At 43.9% G+C, this 19273-nt stretch carries 20 protein-coding genes and 2 pseudogenes; 10 read left to right on the top strand and 12 right to left on the bottom strand.

The features are described 5' to 3' along the window. Positions 1–24 precede the first annotated feature (24 nt). The 4 genes from C5470_RS08100 to radC all read right to left on the bottom strand — a co-directional run bounded on the left by C5470_RS08100 (position 25) and on the right by radC (position 2669). A complete protein-coding gene (locus C5470_RS08100) occupies positions 25–1146 on the bottom strand; it encodes a glycosyltransferase family 4 protein (protein ID WP_166287571.1) in 1122 nt (373 codons plus the stop codon). Between the two features lie 175 nt (positions 1147–1321). Beyond that, on the bottom strand, positions 1322–1489 hold the full coding sequence (rpmG, locus tag C5470_RS08095; RefSeq protein WP_010847629.1) for a 50S ribosomal protein L33: 168 nt from the start codon (positions 1487–1489) through the stop codon (positions 1322–1324). Between the two features lie 11 nt (positions 1490–1500). Continuing rightward, positions 1501–1737, bottom strand: a complete 237-nt coding sequence (gene rpmB / locus C5470_RS08090) for a 50S ribosomal protein L28 (protein ID WP_004265123.1) — start codon at positions 1735–1737, stop codon at positions 1501–1503. 239 nt (positions 1738–1976) lie between these two features. Further along, the gene (gene radC, locus C5470_RS08080) at positions 1977–2669 is read right to left on the bottom strand and encodes a RadC family protein (RefSeq protein WP_166287568.1); all 693 of its coding nucleotides are present in this window, start codon (positions 2667–2669) and stop codon (positions 1977–1979) included. Between the two features lie 197 nt (positions 2670–2866). Here radC and coaBC point away from each other — a divergent pair, with 197 nt between their 5' ends. From coaBC to slmA, 3 genes are all read left to right on the top strand, one after another. Beyond that, positions 2867–4084, top strand: a complete 1218-nt coding sequence (coaBC, locus tag C5470_RS08075; protein ID WP_166287565.1) for a bifunctional phosphopantothenoylcysteine decarboxylase/phosphopantothenate--cysteine ligase CoaBC — start codon at positions 2867–2869, stop codon at positions 4082–4084. After that, entirely contained in the window at positions 4062–4520 is a 459-nt protein-coding gene (gene dut / locus C5470_RS08070; RefSeq protein ID WP_166287562.1) for a dUTP diphosphatase, read from the top strand. Before coaBC ends, dut begins: the two co-directional genes overlap by 23 nt. 116 nt (positions 4521–4636) lie before the next feature. Continuing rightward, positions 4637–5236: a nucleoid occlusion factor SlmA gene (gene slmA, locus C5470_RS08065; protein WP_070974914.1), complete on the top strand. Its 600-nt coding sequence runs from the start codon at positions 4637–4639 to the stop codon at positions 5234–5236. 59 nt (positions 5237–5295) lie between these two features. Here slmA and pyrE read toward each other — a convergent pair whose 3' ends face one another. Together pyrE and rph are read right to left on the bottom strand one after the other, a co-directional pair. After that, the gene (gene pyrE / locus C5470_RS08060; protein ID WP_166287559.1) at positions 5296–5937 is read right to left on the bottom strand and encodes an orotate phosphoribosyltransferase; all 642 of its coding nucleotides are present in this window, start codon (positions 5935–5937) and stop codon (positions 5296–5298) included. An 81-nt stretch (positions 5938–6018) separates the two neighbouring features. Continuing rightward, positions 6019–6735 (bottom strand): ribonuclease PH, encoded by a 717-nt coding sequence (gene rph, locus C5470_RS08055; protein WP_132353361.1) that lies wholly within the window; start codon positions 6733–6735, stop codon positions 6019–6021. Between the two features lie 125 nt (positions 6736–6860). On the opposite strand from rph, the gene C5470_RS08050 reads away from it, so the two are divergent. After that, entirely contained in the window at positions 6861–7724 is an 864-nt protein-coding gene (locus tag C5470_RS08050; RefSeq protein WP_166287556.1) for a YicC/YloC family endoribonuclease, read from the top strand. 310 nt (positions 7725–8034) lie between these two features. After that, positions 8035–8919 (top strand): IS982 family transposase, encoded by an 885-nt coding sequence (locus tag C5470_RS08045; RefSeq protein ID WP_166287553.1) that lies wholly within the window; start codon positions 8035–8037, stop codon positions 8917–8919. Between the two features lie 6 nt (positions 8920–8925). Here C5470_RS08045 and C5470_RS08040 read toward each other — a convergent pair whose 3' ends face one another. Continuing rightward, positions 8926–9237, bottom strand: coding sequence for a hypothetical protein (locus C5470_RS08040; protein WP_152964045.1), 312 nt, complete (start codon positions 9235–9237; stop codon positions 8926–8928). Positions 9238–9255: 18 nt separating this feature from the next. Further along, positions 9256–10425: an MFS transporter gene (locus C5470_RS08035; RefSeq protein WP_166287550.1), complete on the bottom strand. Its 1170-nt coding sequence runs from the start codon at positions 10423–10425 to the stop codon at positions 9256–9258. 111 nt (positions 10426–10536) lie between these two features. Here C5470_RS08035 and C5470_RS08030 point away from each other — a divergent pair, with 111 nt between their 5' ends. From C5470_RS08030 to C5470_RS08005, 5 genes and pseudogenes are all read left to right on the top strand, one after another. Continuing rightward, entirely contained in the window at positions 10537–11304 is a 768-nt protein-coding gene (locus tag C5470_RS08030) for an AraC family transcriptional regulator (protein WP_166287547.1), read from the top strand. Positions 11305–11518: 214 nt separating this feature from the next. Further along, positions 11519–11978 (top strand): annotated as a pseudogene (locus C5470_RS22715) (Tn3 family transposase); the annotation flags it as partial. A gap of 52 nt (positions 11979–12030) precedes the next feature. After that, positions 12031–12290, top strand: a pseudogene (locus C5470_RS08015) (reverse transcriptase/maturase family protein); the annotation flags it as partial. Between the two features lie 77 nt (positions 12291–12367). Beyond that, entirely contained in the window at positions 12368–12736 is a 369-nt protein-coding gene (locus C5470_RS08010; protein WP_242687835.1) for a nucleotidyl transferase AbiEii/AbiGii toxin family protein, read from the top strand. Positions 12737–13110: 374 nt separating this feature from the next. Beyond that, positions 13111–14454, top strand: a complete 1344-nt coding sequence (locus C5470_RS08005) for a DNA translocase FtsK (protein ID WP_166287541.1) — start codon at positions 13111–13113, stop codon at positions 14452–14454. Between the two features lie 143 nt (positions 14455–14597). Here the strand turns inward: C5470_RS08005 and C5470_RS08000 are convergent, their stop codons facing one another. The 4 genes from C5470_RS08000 to C5470_RS07985 all read right to left on the bottom strand — a co-directional run bounded on the left by C5470_RS08000 (position 14598) and on the right by C5470_RS07985 (position 18723). After that, entirely contained in the window at positions 14598–16013 is a 1416-nt protein-coding gene (locus C5470_RS08000; RefSeq protein ID WP_166287538.1) for an MFS transporter, read from the bottom strand. A gap of 178 nt (positions 16014–16191) precedes the next feature. Then, entirely contained in the window at positions 16192–17409 is a 1218-nt protein-coding gene (locus C5470_RS07995; protein WP_036845396.1) for an MFS transporter, read from the bottom strand. Between the two features lie 46 nt (positions 17410–17455). Further along, positions 17456–18376, bottom strand: a complete 921-nt coding sequence (locus C5470_RS07990; protein WP_166287535.1) for a PfkB family carbohydrate kinase — start codon at positions 18374–18376, stop codon at positions 17456–17458. Between the two features lie 41 nt (positions 18377–18417). Then, positions 18418–18723: an ADP-ribosylglycohydrolase family protein gene (locus C5470_RS07985; RefSeq protein ID WP_339916193.1), complete on the bottom strand. Its 306-nt coding sequence runs from the start codon at positions 18721–18723 to the stop codon at positions 18418–18420. Between the last annotated feature and the right edge of the window lie 550 nt (positions 18724–19273).

Raw genomic sequence — 19273 nt, 5'->3', positions numbered from 1 at the left:
CACTGAGAATAATCTTAAAGAATGTTAATGATTTTTACCTTTAATGCTGTGAAAAAAGATCTTTTCCATTTTATCCAGCATATTATCCATTCCAAATAAAGCGATTGCCCGCTCTAGTGAAGAATGACTGAATTGCAAGCGCAGTTCATTATTATGAATCAACAACTCTAAACTTTCTGTCAATAGCTCTGCGTTTCTGGGTTCCACAATATAACCTGTTTCACCATCAACTACCGCTTCGGTAATTGCACCAACCGAGGTTGACACAACAGGTATCCCACACGCCATTGCCTGCATAATTCCCTGTGGTACGCCTTCATTGCCAAAAGAAGGTAATGCAAATAAATCCATCGCATTCAGGCAATCAGGAACATCCTGACGGTTACCTAAAAAAATGACACTATCCGACAAACCTTCTCGCTTCACTAAAGGTTCCAGTGACTTACGTTGTGGACCATCACCAACAAACAAAAGCTGCCAGTCAGGATATTTCTGGTGCAAAACTTTCCAACTTTCTAACAGATAACGATGCCCTTTCCAGGTTCTCATCGTCGCAACGACACCTAATGTCGGTTTATCGTTAATACCAATCCGCTGACGACAAACTTTCTTATCTTTCGGTCGGAAAAGATCTAAATTGATACCAGTGGGTACTGACGTCATATGCTGTAATGGATAACAGTTATTGATATGCAAATGCTGACGTAGTTTTTCACCGGTAGTCGCAATATGCCGGCACGCTTTCAGATACAACCAACGGGTTGTCATTGAATTAGAGACAGGGGTTGAGACATGCCGGGTTCTAACTATTGGCGGCATATGCCTCAACGTTGCACCAGCCACAGCAACTAACCATGAATCTGTCGAGCTGTGTGTATTAATAACGTCAAACTGACGGCCTTCTTTTTTCAACCAGTTACGCATAACAAGAAAACTGGACAGACGTTTTTTCTCAATCGGCAAGGCTACAACTGGCACATCATAAGATTTTGCTTCACGGTAGATATTAGAATTTGGACAGCAAACAATAACCACCTTGTGCCCACGTTTTATCATTCCCTGGGATTCCGTCAGAATACGAATTTCCTGACCACCCCAACCACAAGAAGATTCTGTATGTAAAATATTTAGTTTTTCTTTAGCCATTTCGGTTCCCTATCCAGCCTGCCGGAAGGCGTTAGTATAGCGAAACAACATTTTACGTCTATGAATAACCGGATATATATGAAACGCTGAGAAAAATGAGTGAATATAGACTATAAAATCTATAGGCAACAAAAAAACCCAGCCTGAGCCGGGTTTTTTATCAAATCAGCCAAAATTATTTAATTTTAGCTTCTTTGTACATTACATGCTGACGAACAACTGGATCAAACTTTTTCATTTCCAGTTTCTCAGGCATGGTGCGCTTGTTCTTCGTAGTGGTATAGAAGTGACCAGTACCAGCTGAAGAAACCAGCTTGATTTTATCGCGAATACCTTTAGCCATTTTTCAGCTCCTTAGTACTTCTCACCACGGGTACGAAGTTCAGCCAAAACTGCATCGATACCCTTCTTATCAATCACACGCATACCTTTAGCAGATACACGCAGAGTTACAAAGCGCTTCTCGGACTCAACCCAGAAACGGTGGGAATGCAGGTTAGGCAGAAAACGACGCTTAGTCGCATTCAATGCGTGAGAGCGATTGTTACCACTCATCGGGCGTTTGCCAGTAACTTGGCAGACTCGGGACATGTCTATTCTCCAAAAATCAAATCAGCTCGAGCTTTGTATTGGGTATGGCCGCCTCGTCAGGCTTAGGAGCCCATCTCAGCAAATTCTACTGAAAAGACTCACATTTACTCAGAAAATGTGCTGAGATAGGCTCTTCTCGCCAAACCAAAGATCCTCAAAGGTGGCGTAGTATACGCCCTCAATCGCTGACGCTCAAGTCCCGCACAACTAAAGATCCCCAAGGATCTTGAAAAAGTTGGCTAAATCCAGCCTCGCTCAGCAAATGAAACACAACATTGCCGGCCAATAACCAGATGATCCAATACTTGTACACCAACCAGATTACAGGCATTAATTACTTTGTCTGTGACAATCTTATCCGCCAGACTAGGCTCTGGATGACCTGATGGGTGATTATGAGCCAAAATAATAGATGAAGCATTCACCTTTATCGCCGATCTGACAATTTCACGAGGATGAACTTCAACTTTATTGATTGTGCCTTTAAACATCTCCTCATGACAGATAACTTTATTTTGATTATTGAGAAACAACACAACAAATATTTCCCTGTCACGCCCTGATAACAGGTTTTGCAAATATTCTTGGGTCACACTTGGGCTGCTCATAATATCTTCATGAACAAACTGACTGGAGAAAAAACGCTTTGCCAATTCTGCAATAGCCTGCAATTGTGCATACTTGGCTAATCCCATCCCTTTATGAGAACAGAAAGTGTCATAATCAGCAGAGAGTAAATGGTACAGAGACCCAAATTCTTTCAACAAAAATTCAGCCATCCGTAAAACAGGAAGCCCTCTGGTCCCAGTACGGAGAAAAATAGCCAGTAGCTCCGCATCCGTTAAAGAAACTGAACCATATGCCAGCAATTTTTCTCTGGGCGCTAAATTTGAATATATTTCTTCTGTATTTTCAGCAATGCCAACTTCCATATATTCATCTCCCTGCCCTGCTTCATCTGATACAAACAGTATTCCATGCCTTAAAAATAAGGACGAACATCATATTCATAAGCTGCGTAGCCGCTCGCAAACTTACCCTTTTTCACTATCAAAGTTCAGACTATCCTCAACTCTGTAATCTCTTGTGATAAAATCCAGAACCCTTGCAACTTAATATTCGGACAACCATGATGGCAGGACTTTCCGGCAAACAGATTGTGCTCGGTATTAGCGGAGGGATCGCCGCTTACAAAACTCCCGAACTGGTACGCCGCCTGCGTGATCGCGGCGCACAGGTACGAGTAGTAATGACACCGGCAGCAAAAGCGTTTATTACACCACTGACGTTGCAGGCAGTTTCCGGTTACCCCGTCTCCGACGACCTGTTAGACCCGGCAGCAGAAGCTGCTATGGGGCATATAGAACTTGGCAAATGGGCTGATCTCATTATTCTTGCCCCAGCTACGGCTGATTTACTGGCTCGTCTGGCCGTTGGTATAGCAAATGATCTGGTGACAACTGTCTGTCTGGCTTCCCCAGCACCCATTGCCGTGTTACCTGCAATGAATCAACAAATGTTTCGTGCCCAGGCAACACAACATAATCTCAAGATTCTTGAAGAACGAGGGATTCTCCTGTGGGGTCCGGACAGTGGCAATCAGGCTTGTGGTGACGTTGGCCCCGGTAGGATGTTGGATCCAATGGCGATTGTTGAACTGGCTGAACAACATTTTCAAGCCAATCAGGACTTAGCTCACCTAAGACTGACTATTACCGCCGGACCAACCCGTGAAGCACTGGATCCCGTCCGTTTTATCAGCAATCACAGCTCCGGCAAAATGGGATTTGCCATTGCCCAAGCCGCAGCGGCACGTGGCGCAGAAGTCACCCTTATCACAGGCCCCGTTAATTTACCGACCCCGCCGGGTGTCAAACGAATCGACGTAACCAGCGCCTTAGAAATGAATGAACAAGTACTGACGGTGGCTAGTTTACAGAATATTTTTATTGGTTGTGCTGCGGTTGCAGATTACCGCGCTAAACAAATTGCCCCAGAAAAAATTAAAAAACAGGGCGAAGAAATTACTTTTACTCTGATTAAAAACCCTGACATTGTTGCCAACGTAGCCACAATGCAAGAAAATCGCCCTTTTGTTGTTGGATTTGCGGCTGAAACCCAGAATGTGGAAGAATACGCACGTAACAAACTGAACCAAAAACATTTGGATCTGATTTGTGCGAATGATGTATCCCTTACTGGTCACGGCTTTAACAGTGATACTAATGCACTACATTTGTTCTGGCATGAGGGGGATATCCGCTTACCTCATAGTAATAAGTTATTACTCAGCCACCATTTATTAGACGAGATAGTCAGACGCTATGATGAAAAAAATCGACGTTAAAATCCTTGACCCACGTATCGGGCAGGAATTTCCTCTGCCAACTTACGCGACTCCCGGCTCCGCAGGTTTAGATCTGCGGGCTTGCCTCAACAACGCGGTAGAACTGGCGCCAGGACAAACTGAACTTCTTCCGACCGGGCTTGCCATTCATATTGGCGATGAGCAACTGGCAGCGGTTATTCTGCCCCGTTCAGGCCTTGGACATAAACATGGCGTCGTTCTGGGTAATCTGGTTGGTTTGATTGATTCTGATTATCAAGGTCAGCTGATGGTTTCTGTCTGGAACCGCAGTGATAAAACTTTCACTATCGAACCGGGCGAACGTATTGCTCAGATGGTTTTTGTACCCGTCATTCAGGCTGAATTCAATCTGGTAGAAGATTTTGAAACCAGCGAAAGAGGCAGCGGTGGTTTTGGTCATTCCGGTCGCCAATAAGTCTCTATAAAACCTAATATCATTAACTAATTATCATATTCTTTGCTCAAAATACCCTTGGGCAAAGAATTGCTGATTTGTTTATTTTACTGTTCTTATCAGAGGTTTTGTCAGACATGGCAGAAAACGAAAATACGAAGAAAAGAAACAGGCGTGAGGAGATTTTGCAAGCCCTTGCGCATATGTTGCAATCCAGTGATGGCAGCCAGCGGATAACCACCGCTAAACTGGCCGCCAATGTCGGCGTTTCCGAAGCTGCGCTGTACCGGCATTTTCCCAGTAAAACCCGGATGTTTGACAGCTTGATCGAGTTTATTGAAGACACATTAATTTCACGGATTAACCTGATTCTACAAGACGAAAAAGACACCATTACTCGTATCCGTCTGATATTGGTTCTGATTCTGGGCTTTTCAGAAAAAAACCCTGGTCTGACCCGCATCATGACAGGACATGCTCTGATGTTTGAACAAAATCGGCTGCAAGGGCGCATAAATCAATTATTTGAACGAATTGAAGTACAGATCCGTCAAGTTTTAAAAGAGAAAAAATTACGTGATGGGCAAGGTTTCAGTTATGATGAGTCGTTATTGGCTTCCCAATTACTGGCGTTTTGTGAAGGGATGCTATCACGCTTTGTTCGCTCAGAATTCCACTATCGCCCAACACAGGAATTTGAAGCTCGCTGGCCACTGTTATTGGCTCAGTTACAATAAGCTATTCTACTACTCACCCCGCCCGTTATTGGGCGAGGGCTTTTTTTAAAGCTTACTTGTCAGATACCGTACTGCTCACGATATGCTTTCACTGCATCCAGGTGATCTTTCATCTCTGGCTGACTAGCTAAATAACTAATCAAATCATTCAGGGTAATAATGGAAAACACTTTGCAATCGTAATCCCTTTCAACTTCCTGAATTGCCGAGATTTCCCCCTTCCCTCGCTCCTGACGATCAAGACAAATCATCACACCGGCAAGAGTCGCATTATGCTGCTTGATAATCTCCATGGATTCACGGATAGCTGTGCCTGCGGTAATAACATCATCAACCAGAACAACATTTCCTTTAAGTGGACTACCGACCAAAGTGCCACCTTCACCATGATCTTTAGCTTCCTTACGATTAAAACAATACGGTATATCAATATCATAGTGATCTGCCAATGCAACCGCCGTTGTTGTTGCAATTGGGATCCCCTTATAAGCTGGTCCGAACAACAAATCACACTGAATACCGCTATCCAACAATGTTGCCGCGTAAAAACGCCCGATTAACGCCAAATCACGCCCGGTATTAAACAGCCCGGCATTAAAAAAATACGGGCTTTTACGTCCTGATTTCAGGGTAAATTCCCCAAACTTCAGCACCTGTTTTCTTAGCGCAAGCTCAATAAATTCGCGCTGATAGGCTTTCATTGGTGTTTCTCCTCTTATTTAGTTTGGTTATCCGCTACACGACAGACACAAAAAAGGCGACAATTACGTCGCCTGATCAACTTATTGTTTCAACGCATTTCTCTGCGCTTCAAAAATGTCCTCTAATCCCCCCTTGGCAAGGGCCAACAAGGACAACAATTCATCATGACTAAACGGCTCGCCTTCCGCAGTGCCTTGCACTTCAATCATCCGGCCATCTTCCATCATCACGACGTTCATATCAGTTTCAGCGGCTGAGTCTTCCACATATTCCAGATCGCAACGGCCTTCACCATCCACAATACCGACAGAGACCGCAGCAACCATTGATTTCAGTGGACTTTCTTTTAGCTTACCCGCTGCAACTATTTTATCCAGCGCATCAACCAGCGCCACACAAGCGCCCGTTATAGAAGCTGTGCGAGTACCACCATCAGCCTGGATCACATCACAATCCAGAGTAATGGTATATTCACCCAGTTTTTTCAGATCAACAGCGGCGCGCAGCGAGCGGGCGATTAAACGCTGGATTTCCATAGTACGCCCCCCCTGTTTTCCTCTGGCTGCCTCACGGGCATTTCGGGTATGAGTAGAGCGCGGTAACATGCCATATTCAGCCGTAACCCAACCTTGTCCTTGGCCTTTCAGGAAACGGGGAACCCCTTCTTCAACGGACGCGTTACATAACACTTTGGTATCCCCAAACTCCACCAGAACCGAACCTTCCGCGTGCTTAGTGTAATTACGGGTTATAGTGATAGGGCGCACTTGCTCTGCCGCTCTTCCTGCTGGGCGCATAGTGTTATCTCCGTTGTTAAATCATTATTGGGGGCGCATTATACGGCCTAACAGGGCTAATGCCTATCCTGCATCTACAACGAGCGTTATAATCCCTTAATCTTTTATTTAAATGGGAACGAATCATGATTCGTAGTATGACTGCTTTTGCACGGCACGATATCAAAAGTGAATGGGGCAATGCGGCTTGGGAACTGCGCTCCGTTAATCAGCGTTATTTAGAGACTTATATCCGCCTGCCAGAACAATTCAGAAGCTTGGAACCGGTGATCCGTGAACGCATTCGTTCCCGTCTGACTCGCGGAAAAGTTGAGTGCAACCTGCGTTTCGAACTGGATTCACGCACTCAAGGCGAACTCATTCTAAATGAAACTTTAGCGAAACAGCTGGTAAATGCAGCGAATTGGGTTAAACAACAGAGTAATGAAGGTAAAATCAATCCTGTTGACATCCTACGCTGGCCAGGTGTCATGGCAGCGGAAGAGCAGGATTTGGATGCCATCAGTACCCAATTGCTGGAAGAGCTGGAGAAAACACTGGATGCTTTTATTCAAAGCCGTGAAACCGAAGGGACTGCACTTAAGACCATGATTGAACAGCGTCTGGACGCTGTCACCGAAGAAGTCAGTAAAGTTCGCCAGCAAATGCCTGAAATCATGCAATGGCAGCGGGAACGTCTTCAAACCAAACTGGAAGAAGCTCAGATACAGCTCGAAAATAACCGACTTGAGCAAGAATTAGTTTTGTTGGCTCAACGCCTTGATGTGGCGGAAGAATTAGATCGCCTCGACGCCCATGTTAAAGAAACCCACAATATTCTGAAGAAAAAAGAGGCCGTCGGCCGTCGTCTGGATTTTATGATGCAGGAATTTAACCGCGAGTCCAATACTCTAGCATCTAAATCTATTAATGCCGATATCACCAATTCCGCTATTGAATTGAAGGTGCTGATTGAGCAGATGCGGGAGCAGATTCAAAACATCGAGTAAGTTTTCAGGCGAATTCACAAAGTCCCACGACATCTCACCACCATCGCTAAGTCCGCGTAATTGCGGACTTTTTTAATACTATAAAGTCTCATATAATATCACCACAGCAAAAATATTATTGGAATGATGTATGGCGAAATTAACGGATATACAAATCAAAGCATGGATAACGATTTGATGGGCGTTCTGATGATAATGGACTGTATTTAACCTGAACTCTGCTTAAGAAAGGAAAGAAAAAAGGAACTAAGAGCCCGAGGCACGATCAAAGTTTTTGTATAGAAAACAAAATCGTGGAGATCCTCAGGCTATGATGACTTTAGAAGAACTTGACTGCTGCGTCGATGATTTTTACCAACAATTTATTCCGCTTTGGGAACAACAGCTCATCGAGAATAACCTGCTTAAACGCCATCGCGCCGCTTCCCTGTCACTGAGTGAAATCATGACACTCCTCATTTTATTTCACATGAGCCACTATCGTCATTTCAAAGCGTTTTATATTGAGCATGTGCAACAGTATCTTAAGGCTGATTTCCCCCATCTGGTCAGTGACAACCAAATAATAACCTTGAAGAAAAGAGCGATTATCCCGTTGTGCGCTTTTCTTTCTTCACGCAAAGAAAAATCACAAGGCATGGCTTTTATCGACTCCACCAAAATCGCCGTTTGCCATAATCTTCGTATTCCCCGAAATAAGGTTTTTGAGGGGGTAGCACAACGGGGGAAAACCAGTATGGGGTGGTTTTATGGTTTTAAACTTCATTTGGTCATTAATGAGTGTGGGGAGCGTTTGTCTGTCAAATTAACGCGGGGAAATACAGATGCTCGCCATCCGGTTAAGGAATGGGTAAAAGGATTAACAGGACATCTGTATGGCGACAAAGGGTATTTATCACAAGCTTTAAGTGATGAACTGGAGGCAGAAGGGATAACACTTATCACAAGTGTTCGTTGCAATAGGAAAGCCAAGTTTTTATCGATTTGGGATAAGATTATGTTAAGAAAGCGTTTTTTGATAGAGACCGTGAATGACCCATTGAAAAATATTTCTCAGATAGAACATTCACGACATCGGAGTATAGTCGGCTTTTTGTTGGAGGTCGTATCGGGCTTAATTGCATATCCATTCCAACCGAAAAAACCGAGCTTAAATTTACGTGATTCTGAAATCGCTATCCTTAAGCAAAGCTGAGGTTAGTTAATGGAGGTATAAGCGACACGCTGCGTAACGAGAGTGTATTACTCGATTTTTACCTACCGATAATCCGCGCAGATTTGTTACTTTCAGCCCAATTGCTATTTCCACAAAGCACCAGCTATCAGGCACCGTTGGCTGTTTTTCAGGGGAACCGTGATAACTGGATTGATGAGCAAGATTTAGCTGATTAGCGCCAGATCGCAAGCGGAGAGTTTCAACAACATAGTTTTGACGTTGGACATATGTATCTGGCAGAGGAATATGACTCCGTAGTCGCAAGGCTCCATCGGTTGTTGGCCGGTCATTTAGCACCGACCAACGTTTAAATACTCAGGAGCGTTCGTTTTCACCTTCTGGCAAGACGAGTTTCCGTTCGCTACGTACGATACTCCCTGCCAGCATCAGTGCACAAATGCTGCTGATTGTCAGTACCATGCCAAGGTGTTGCGCCAACCCTGCCAGAACTAGGCCGCCCCCTAACATCAGGTAATACATCAAACCAAGGATCGCCCCCGCCGTTCCCATACAATCTTTATAATGCCGCAGGGCACGCGCTAGAATATTGGGAATGGCAATACCATATGCCATCACAACCAGCATCATTGGCAAGACAAACCATACCGTTTCTTCCAGCAAAAACAACAAGATACCGCCAGAAAGCAGCAAAACACACGCTAGTATCAGCAACGCAGTAAATAACCAGTGCTTGGCGATCAAAAGCTTGTTAATGGCTGCGCCAAGACCCACACCGGCTGCCAACACCAGTCCTGTATAGCCAAACCATTGCGCAGGAAGACCCAGTGTTTCAAAACGGAACGGTGCTAACTGGTAATAACTGAACATACAGATATTGAATAAAGCGACCAACAATGCACTGTGCCAAATGTCACCATCTTTAGTCATACGGCTCAAAGTACCGAAAAAGGAGCTTTTTACGACCTCTTGTGGGCGCGTTTCTGGCAGTTGCCATGCAGCATAAGCCAACAACACCGCCGCTAATATCGCCAGGCCGCTAAAGACGCCCTGATAGCCCCAATAATGGGTCAGTAACGTACCGCTCAGCACACCAATCGCCGGACTAACCGCTATAGCTATCCCCATCACCGAAAACACCCGCGCCAATTCGTAGTCGCTGAACTGATCACGAATGGCGGTCTGAGTACCCACTGATCCCACCGCCGCACCAAAGGCTGCCAACACCCTCGCCACCAATAATATGGTAAAACTATCGCAGAAGACAGCTAAGATCGATGCCAACATATATAACGCTAGTCCGGCAAGGATAGTAGGACGCCGTCCAATAACATCACACATTCGTCCCCATACCACAACGCCGAGAGCAAAAGCAAAGAAATAACAGGACAACGTTTGCGCGGCCATTTCCGCGCTGACATGAAACCCTTCAGCAATATGAGTAAGCGCTGGGCTGTAGATCGTTTCCACCACTTGGGGAAACATCATCATAGATGTTGCCAGTGTAAGGGTAAGTTTGCGTTGCATAGCAAGTCCTGTGTCTAAAGATAAAATTAGGGATATCAAGGTATCATCTTCACTCTATCGTCTGTTACAATATAAAAGACAAATAATTTACATAATCGGACAGCACAGTATATGACATGGCTTAACGCTCAGGATACCTTTGATCCAGATTCGCTCGGCAACAGCGTATTGGGCATCGCAGCCGAATTGGCTCAGCATGACTCTGGTCCACACTGGCATAGGATGGGGCAACTACTGTTTAGTCAGCGAGGTTGCATGCGAATTACGCTCAATGAGAGCATCTGCATGCTCCCGCCGGGTCGTATCGCTTGGATTCCACCACAGCTAGAGCATCGGGTGCAAGTTAGCGGTGTGGCAGGTTATCGATCGGTGTATCTCGATCGCTCCCATTACCCTAGTCTGCCTGAATGCTTAGAAGTTCTGACAGCTTCACCTTTGCTACGCGAAGTGCTGGAACGCATTACCATCGCCGAGTTCGATACCAACTGGCAGCACGGTGCGACCGCTAATATTCTAGCGGTATGCCTAGATGAGATACAACTGGCACCACGCGAATTAACCCTGTTGCCCCTGCCCAGTGACCGCCGCCTGAGAAATTTAGCCGATATGATCACAGTTCCGCCTCTGTACGAGCTGGCTAGTTATATCGGCGCATCAGAAAAAACCATTAGCCGCATTTTTCAGCGTGAAACTGGGCTGAACTATCAACAGTGGCGGCAACAATGGCGGCTAATCAAAGCAATTGAGCTATTAGCAGAGGGATACGCTCAATCTGACGTCGCCAGCCAACTGGCTTTTTCCAGCGATAGCGCTTTTGCCACCTTTTTTAAAAATATGGTAGGCTGCCCTCCAAGGACATATATGGCAATGCGCAGATAAGCTTGCCGTTTAGGTAACCAATCCGACAAGCTGGGTGCTCCGTAGTTAAAACGGAACGTGCATCGCTCACAGAATCGCTTTGAGTAATCATCAGTTACGCTCGTCTATCACTCTAATTGATAGTAAAAAAAGAACTTACCGGGCTAACCGATATTGAAACAGAGCTCAGTAATCAGTATGATCTATTGGTTGCCAACGTTATCACCGCTATAACTCGGCCATCTCCTCACATCGCCTGAATTTTGAGAAAAAAGTCGTACCGCACTGGGATGATATTCTGCGACTGATAGCCTCACTCAAACTGGAACGTCTGAACATCCTGTCGATCATGAAAACCTTACAAACAGCTTAATCGTGGAGAAGGACGACACGCGGTAGCCAGAAATGTGTTTCATGGAAAACGAGGTGAACTGAGACAGGCATATCGCGAAGGCCAGGAAGATCAGTTGGGTTCATTAGGTTTAGTGTTAAATATGATCGTTCTGTATAATACGATTTACATGGATGCCGCAGTGCAACAACTCAGGCGAGAAGGATATCCGGTGCATGACGAAGATGTAAAGAGATTGTCTCCATTGCTATGCGGGCATATTAACATGCAGGGGCGCTACACCTTTACGGTTCCGGAAGCTGTCAGCAGAGGGGAATTGAGAGCATTCAATGAAGATAGTTAACATATTGATTTATATTTAAATGGCTATTTAAAATGACTGCTTAACAACGTTTACTGTTCCGTTGCTCCCTAAACCCCAGGATCGGGCCATGCAGGCTTTTTATCTGCTGGCGCTGGATCCTTCTCGGAAACCACTGCCGATCACAACAGTTACGGATTTCGCCCGGCAAGAAGCACTGCTGACACGATGGAGCAGGTATTTAACTGTCTCTGCCGAAAAACAGCACCAGTGTGGATACTGGAAGGGGATATCAAAGGATGTTTCGACAATATCAGTCATGACTGGCTGCTTGAAAATATTCCGATAGACAGGTAGATACTCAGAATTACGATTTTCTGCCCGATGGTTATGACGACACTTTAATCTACACAGAAACCCTTGATGAAGTGATGGCGGATAAGATGGTTTCGTTACCTGCCACACAGAAGTACGTCCGCCACCGCGATATCTGGGATCTAGCTTGGTTACAACAGCAAGGCGCAAAACCAGATGTCGACTTAATTAGACAAAAAGTTGCTGATTACAAACTTGCTGACTTTGCAAACTTGCTAGAACAACGCATTCAATCCTTACCAAATGTGATTGCCAGTAATGCGTTCATGAACGAAATGAAACGCTTTTTACCAAGCAATGTATTTGAACGCACCTTAGCAAAAGAAAAGTTCAGTAGCTACCTAGTCGCTACATTAGAAAGCCAACTCAAAGAGCTCCGGCTTGCTCTCACCAAGAATGAAGTTCAGCTCAAATTCAAACTTTAAAAAATGGGTAAAATGCCCCTAACGCAGGAAAAACACACGCCACGAAAACGGCGCTAGACCGTGCCCGCACTGGAGTGAAGCCCAAGAACCTATTTTGCACTCAGTGCAACAAATTGTAATATCATATTATGGTAACAATACTATCAAGCTGGACACATCAAATTTATAGCATCCCATACTGCCCTGTTTTACATGTAATTAAAAAAATAGATCACGAAAAAATACATAAAATTAAAGGCAATAAACCATCACCCAATATTCAGATTCGATCATCTTGACGAAATAGCTATACTAAGGGGTTTTTAGATAACACAGAATTCTGAACACGCTCTGGATTACAGTAAAACTTTCTAGATATCAAAGCCGAGGAATTTATGTCTAACACTATGATAAATAGTCTTCCAGCATTTGATTTATTAATCTCTCCTCCTATAAATGCAGCTCAGGCAGGCAGTTTAGAACTGGCTAAAATGGCTGAATCAATAGAATCATGCTTGGCTGCTTATGGCATTGCGGCCAATGTGGAGCATATATCTCTAGGGCCAATGTATATTCATTTTGATCTGCTTCCAGCATCCGGCATTAAAGTTTCCCAGATTGCTAATTTATCTCACGATATAACACGCTCTCTTTCTGCATCTTCTATACAAGTTGTGCCAATCATACCGGGTACACCATATATCGGCCTGGATGTACTTAAAAATAGTCGTGATACCGTTTACCTACGTACAGTTCTGGATTGCGCTCAGTTTAGAGAAGTTGATTCTCATCTAGCAATAGCTTTGGGCAAAGATATTTCTGGAAAACCCATCATCACAACTTTGACTAATATGCAGCACTTGCTAATCGGGGGAATTACAGGATCTGGTAAGTCTACGTTTATTCACTCCATGATTCTTAGCATACTATATAAAGCCACACCGGTAGACGTTCGCTTTATCATGATTGATACGAACATGCTGGAACTTTCTGTTTACAAAAAACTACCTCATTTACTGACAAGAATCATTCACAATACAGAAGGAACTGTTCATACGCTACATTGGTGCATCAGTGAGATGGAACGGCGTTATAAACTACTGTCAGCACTTGGCGTTCGTAGTCTGGTTGAATATAACCGACGTGTACAGCAAGCAGTAGATCTGAGACACCCTATCCCTAATCCTTTCTGGGGCCCTGCTGATGGGGAAAATATGACCATGTTGATGCAATTACCCAATATTGTTGTTGTAATTGATGAGTTTTCCGATTTGATACTTAAAGCAGGTAAAGAGGTAGAAACATTACTAATATCTCTTGTTCAGCAAGCTCACATTACTGGTATTCATCTAATACTTGCTACTCGATATATCTCAGTTGATATCATTACCAATCTGATTAAAAGTAATATCCCTACAAGAATTGCTTTTTCAGTATTCGATAAAACTGATTCACGTATTATCTCAGGCCAAAATGGCGCTGAATTACTGCCCATAAGAGATATGCTTTACATGGCTCCTAACTTGGTTGAACCGCTTCGTTTACACGGTGCATTAGTCCATGAACAAGAAATGTACGCAGTAATACAATATTGGCAAGCATATGGTCAACCTCAATATATTGAAATTATTCCTGAAAATGATTATGAAACACTAACGTTTGAATATGAAGAGCAAGTTACTTCTGCAAATCACATACAACTTTTTTCTCGTTGTATGCCGTTAGCGATATGTCGATGATGTTGACATATAAAAATCATGGGTCGAAAAAACAAGAAAATATCGACGAGTCATCAACAAGCGCCTATATCATGCTCTACCCTCTGGATATTTCACCTGCTATTAAATCGTCAGGTACTTTACTGTTACCACTATAAATAGGATTACGACACCACCGCCCTAATCTTCGCCGATCTCCACGCAGTAAACAGTGCCAATAACGGTGCGATAGCAAATAGCAGGAACAACCAGTGTGCGGCTGAAGCGGTACCTGCCACACCTCCGGGTTCATTCAATCCGGAAAGGTTCACTACCATACCCGCCAATGCTGATCCAAAAGCAGTGGCAAATAACTGTACCGTTGTAATTGAGGCACCTACGATATCTTTATCGGCATCCGACGATACCTGTAAGATACGAGTTAGCAAATGTGGCCAGCCAAAGCCAATACCAAATCCCACCAAAGTCAATGCAATTACAATGGGAATCATCACTTGCCAATGTCCAGCCGAGGGCTGTGATAATATCGATGACAGAATCAGCATACCTATCAGTGCCAATATCGGCCCACTGACAATTGCCCGGCGCATACCCGCCCCACGCCAACCCGCACTGATTATCTCCGCAACTGTCCAGCCTGCTGCCATTGCCGCAGCCATATAACCGGAAACCAGCGGTGACTGACCATGCAACATTTGCAGGAAATACGGGATAAACACTTCACTAGTCATGCCAATCACCAATAATGAAATAGTAGCAAACAACACAGCATGAGGTGAGCCCAAATGTAATGCACCATGAGGCAACAAACGTATCACTGCACGACGTTCATAGCAAACTAGTAATATTATTAATACTAATGCCAGCATAATCCCTGCAAAATTCAGCTCCACGTTGTCAGATACACTGCCAGCAGAAACTATCAATACTGCTCCCGCTAATAAAACTAACTGCACCAATGGCAACGCTGCTTTATTCTTATCCTGAGGTTTACCTTTTGGCAAAATTAAGTAAGTGAAAACTGCATACAACAGCATTATTGGCAGCATGATACCAAAGGCATAACGCCATGCATTTATCTCAGCAAAAATCCCCCCCACAGCAGGGCCAACCAACGTCGCAATCCCCCACATACCGGATATCAGTGCCATTGCCCGTGGCCAAAGCGCCTGTTCAAATACCAGGTTGATCATGGCATAGGAAAGTGCAAACAGTAACCCACCACCGAAACCCTGAACTGTCCGTCCGATAAGCATCATTTCCATCGTTGGAGCAGACGCGCATAACAAACTGCCAAAGAAGAAGAATATTGCTGCAACCAGATAAGCATTACGTGCCCCCTGTGAGCTAAGCAGACGTGCAGACAGTACCGAACCAATAATAGAAGCGACCACAAACAGCGTTGTATTCCAGGCATAAAGGTTCAAGCCGCCAATGTCCTGCACAACCGAAGGTAAGATAGTGGTAGCAATTAAGATATTAATCGCATGTAACGCAACTCCCAGCGATAAAGCCAGAGCACTGGCCGCATTTTTACCGGAGAACAAATCGCTCCAGTGGCTTTCATCGGTTGTTATCACAGTCATTATCCTGAATTAGCATTGAGTTAATATGAGTCTTACGTTAAATTAAACAAGAGTTTGATAGATAATAAACTGCGAATGATTATCTGTGTTTTCCATTTTTTTCTCTTCAAACAAGCACTGGTATCGCACAAAGCAAACAATGAACGCGATGTCTTTGGCAATACCAGCTTTATTAAACTGCTCTGCTACTTTCTCTGTTCTCTTCTCCGTTAAACATAAAAAATATCCCGCCAGTCAGTAATATCAATACACCAGATATCATTAAAAGGAGTTGAATATTAATATAGTCAGCAACTGGACCAAATATCACCATGCCTAATGGCAGAGAGCAGGACATAGCAATTTGAACTAAACTAAATACTCTCCCCATCATTTCCGGTTCAACTTTTTCCTGTATAATAGAAATTATTGGTGCGTTAAAACAAGGCGTTATAGCGCCCAAAGAGACATTTAATGCCAGATACAGCGGAAACCAATATGCATTGCCAAGTGCAATCATAAATACACCAAACAGTGTGCAAGCTATTCCTGTTATACGCAGTTTATTTTTATATTCACTCCAAAAAGAAATCAGCAATCCACCTAACAATGCTCCGGCACTAAAGGTCATTTCGTTAACGGCTAAAAACCATGAATCTTCACCAAATGTCCTGTTAACCAATAGAGGTGTCAAAAAAGCAGCTGGACTGATCAGGAAGCAAACACAAATCAGAAAAATCAAAATATTTCTGATTAGCTTATTCTCTTGCAAATAGCGAAAACCCGCTAGCATCGCCTGAAATTTATTATCCGGTATAGAATCAGAAGCGATTTTGGCAATAGGAATAAATGCAACAATACTGATACCAATAACAGCAGTAACAACATCCACTAAAAGAATATTCTCAATCGAAGTCTGAGAATACAAAAAACCACTAATGGCTGGAGAAGCCAGCATCGTCAGTGAATTCAGAGAAGTATTAAGACCATTAACCCGCAACAGTTTCTCTTTCGGGACCAGTTGTGGAATGATAGCACTAGCCGCCGGAGCCTGAATGCCAGTACCAAACGAGCGGATAATCAGTGCCACAAATAGCAGCTCAATACTCTTAAACCCAAACATAAAAGAGATCGCCAGACCAAGAGTCACTAATGCAATCAGCGCATCAGAAGCAATACAAAGTAACTTACGGTTGTAAGTATCAGCCCAAACACCGGCAAATAAAGAGATTAATACCTGTGGAAGAAATGCACAGAGCACCGCGATAGCTAGCATTTCTCCTGATGAAGTATTTAAGGTGATATACCAGACGATCGAGAACTGGACAATGGAAGAACCCAGCAGAGAAATTGTCTCAGCTAATAAAAAAAGAGTCGTTTTTCGTTTCCAACCTGTATGTAATGCATTCATTTTAATCACACCTTAGAAACCTGAATCCCTTGTGTTTGATTGATAATTATTCAAACACAAATTCCTTTAGTTCTTTTATGGTTGGCGCACCCGCAGCACCAGAACGACTGACAACAATGGCAGCAACGCGATTGCCAAGTTCAACCGCATCTTTCAGCGACATTCCCTGTGATAAACCAGCAAGCATGCCACTACTATGAGCATCACCAGCACCGATGGTATCCACCACTTTCACTTTATAGGCAGCAACATGTTCTGGGTCACGATCAGGCAAACATATCCATGTACCCTGTAAACCTAACCGACAGATAATAGTGATTTTTCTTTTGCTGGAATAATTACTGGCCTGAGCGACAGGATCACCTGTTCCACACAATATCGTCATTTCATCACGGTTCAGTGTCAAAATGGTTCGGCCAACAGGCAACGCATCAATGAAAGCGGGATCTATATTGGGTAAACGAGGTCCAAAATCCAGCAATAATGTCTGCCCAGGTGGTGACGCCAATAACCAGTCACACAAAATCGCCGTTGTTTTACTCGCCATGACATAACCACTAGAGTAGATATATCCCCTTTCCGGCAAAGTAATAGCTGAGAGCATTGCCGAACTCCAGTCAACTTCACAACCACTAATAGAGACAAAACTTCGCTCACCATCCGGTTCAACCATTGCCAGACACCAGCCATTATCAAGCGATGAGTTGGTTAATGTGACCCCAAGCCCAAGAGCCTGCATCTCTTTAGTTATCCGCTTACCCCAGTATCCATTACCAACGGGTATGCCATTAATTACAGGGATTTGCAGGCGGGCCAAAGCCCGAGCAACATTAAAACCCGAACCGCCAATCTGTTGATCAATCTCTTTGGCTTCCTGGTCTTCACCACTGCGAGGAAGCCTTGGTAAGCTAAGAACAATATCTCCTGCGGCAGCACCAATTACGGTAATCGGCAGTAAATCCCCCATTAGTCGCTCCTTTTACTGGTCAAATATAAGCCATAACTCCATCAGACTGACAAAGAAAGAAGCAAATAATCCAGAACTGGGATCCACATCAATAGACCATCAATAAATCCACTGTTAATAACCCTATTTACAGTGGATAAAGATCGCTTCCCAGAAATGGCTCCAGCCATGGCACCGATGGCATCCGCATCTCCCCCGAGGTTGGCGCAAAAAATCACACACCTAACCGAATGACCATCAACTAAATCCACCATGACCAGAGCACAAGGAACAGACTCCATGATATCCATTCCGGCACCAATAAAGTCATAAAGTTTTTTCAGCTTATCCAGCCAAAATGCAACCACTTATTGCAAAATCTATAGTTCAGAAGATATACCTATCGCACCATCAACTGCCTAACTATAACCATAGAAATGTATCCAATACGGGTTTAGTCATCTCCAATTTCCGAAATCTTATTCATAAAAAATACTTATACTTTAACATCAATTAGGTTCAATAAAAGTCGGCCCATATAATTATGTGATATCAATGTGGCTACTCCCGCACAGATCAGATGAGATGACGCTTGCCACTTCATCAGCAGTTACCGCCCCTGACAAATCTGACACAAGCCTCAATGAGCAGAAACGACGAGGACCACTAACTCTAAATCTATTGGTCAATACTAACGCACACTGAATCTGATAAATTCACAGCATTATCAATGACATAAAATAATTTTATTGACTAGGTATGTTAACAGCCCGATAAGAAAAGTGATTTTCCCTGCCATATTCTGTCGCAATAAATGATTGAGGGTGAAATTGCAAAGCAGTGGCAGAAAGTTGGAGAGTGTTTACCTGCATCTAAAGTGCAACAAGCGCCATATTTATATGGCACCTGCCCACTTAT

This window comes from Photorhabdus stackebrandtii, assembly GCF_011189495.1.
In the GTDB taxonomy this organism is placed as follows: Bacteria; Pseudomonadota; Gammaproteobacteria; order Enterobacterales; family Enterobacteriaceae; genus Photorhabdus; species Photorhabdus khanii.
Note: the sequence above shows the minus strand (reverse complement) of the source record. Positions and strands in the feature narration are given on the sequence as shown.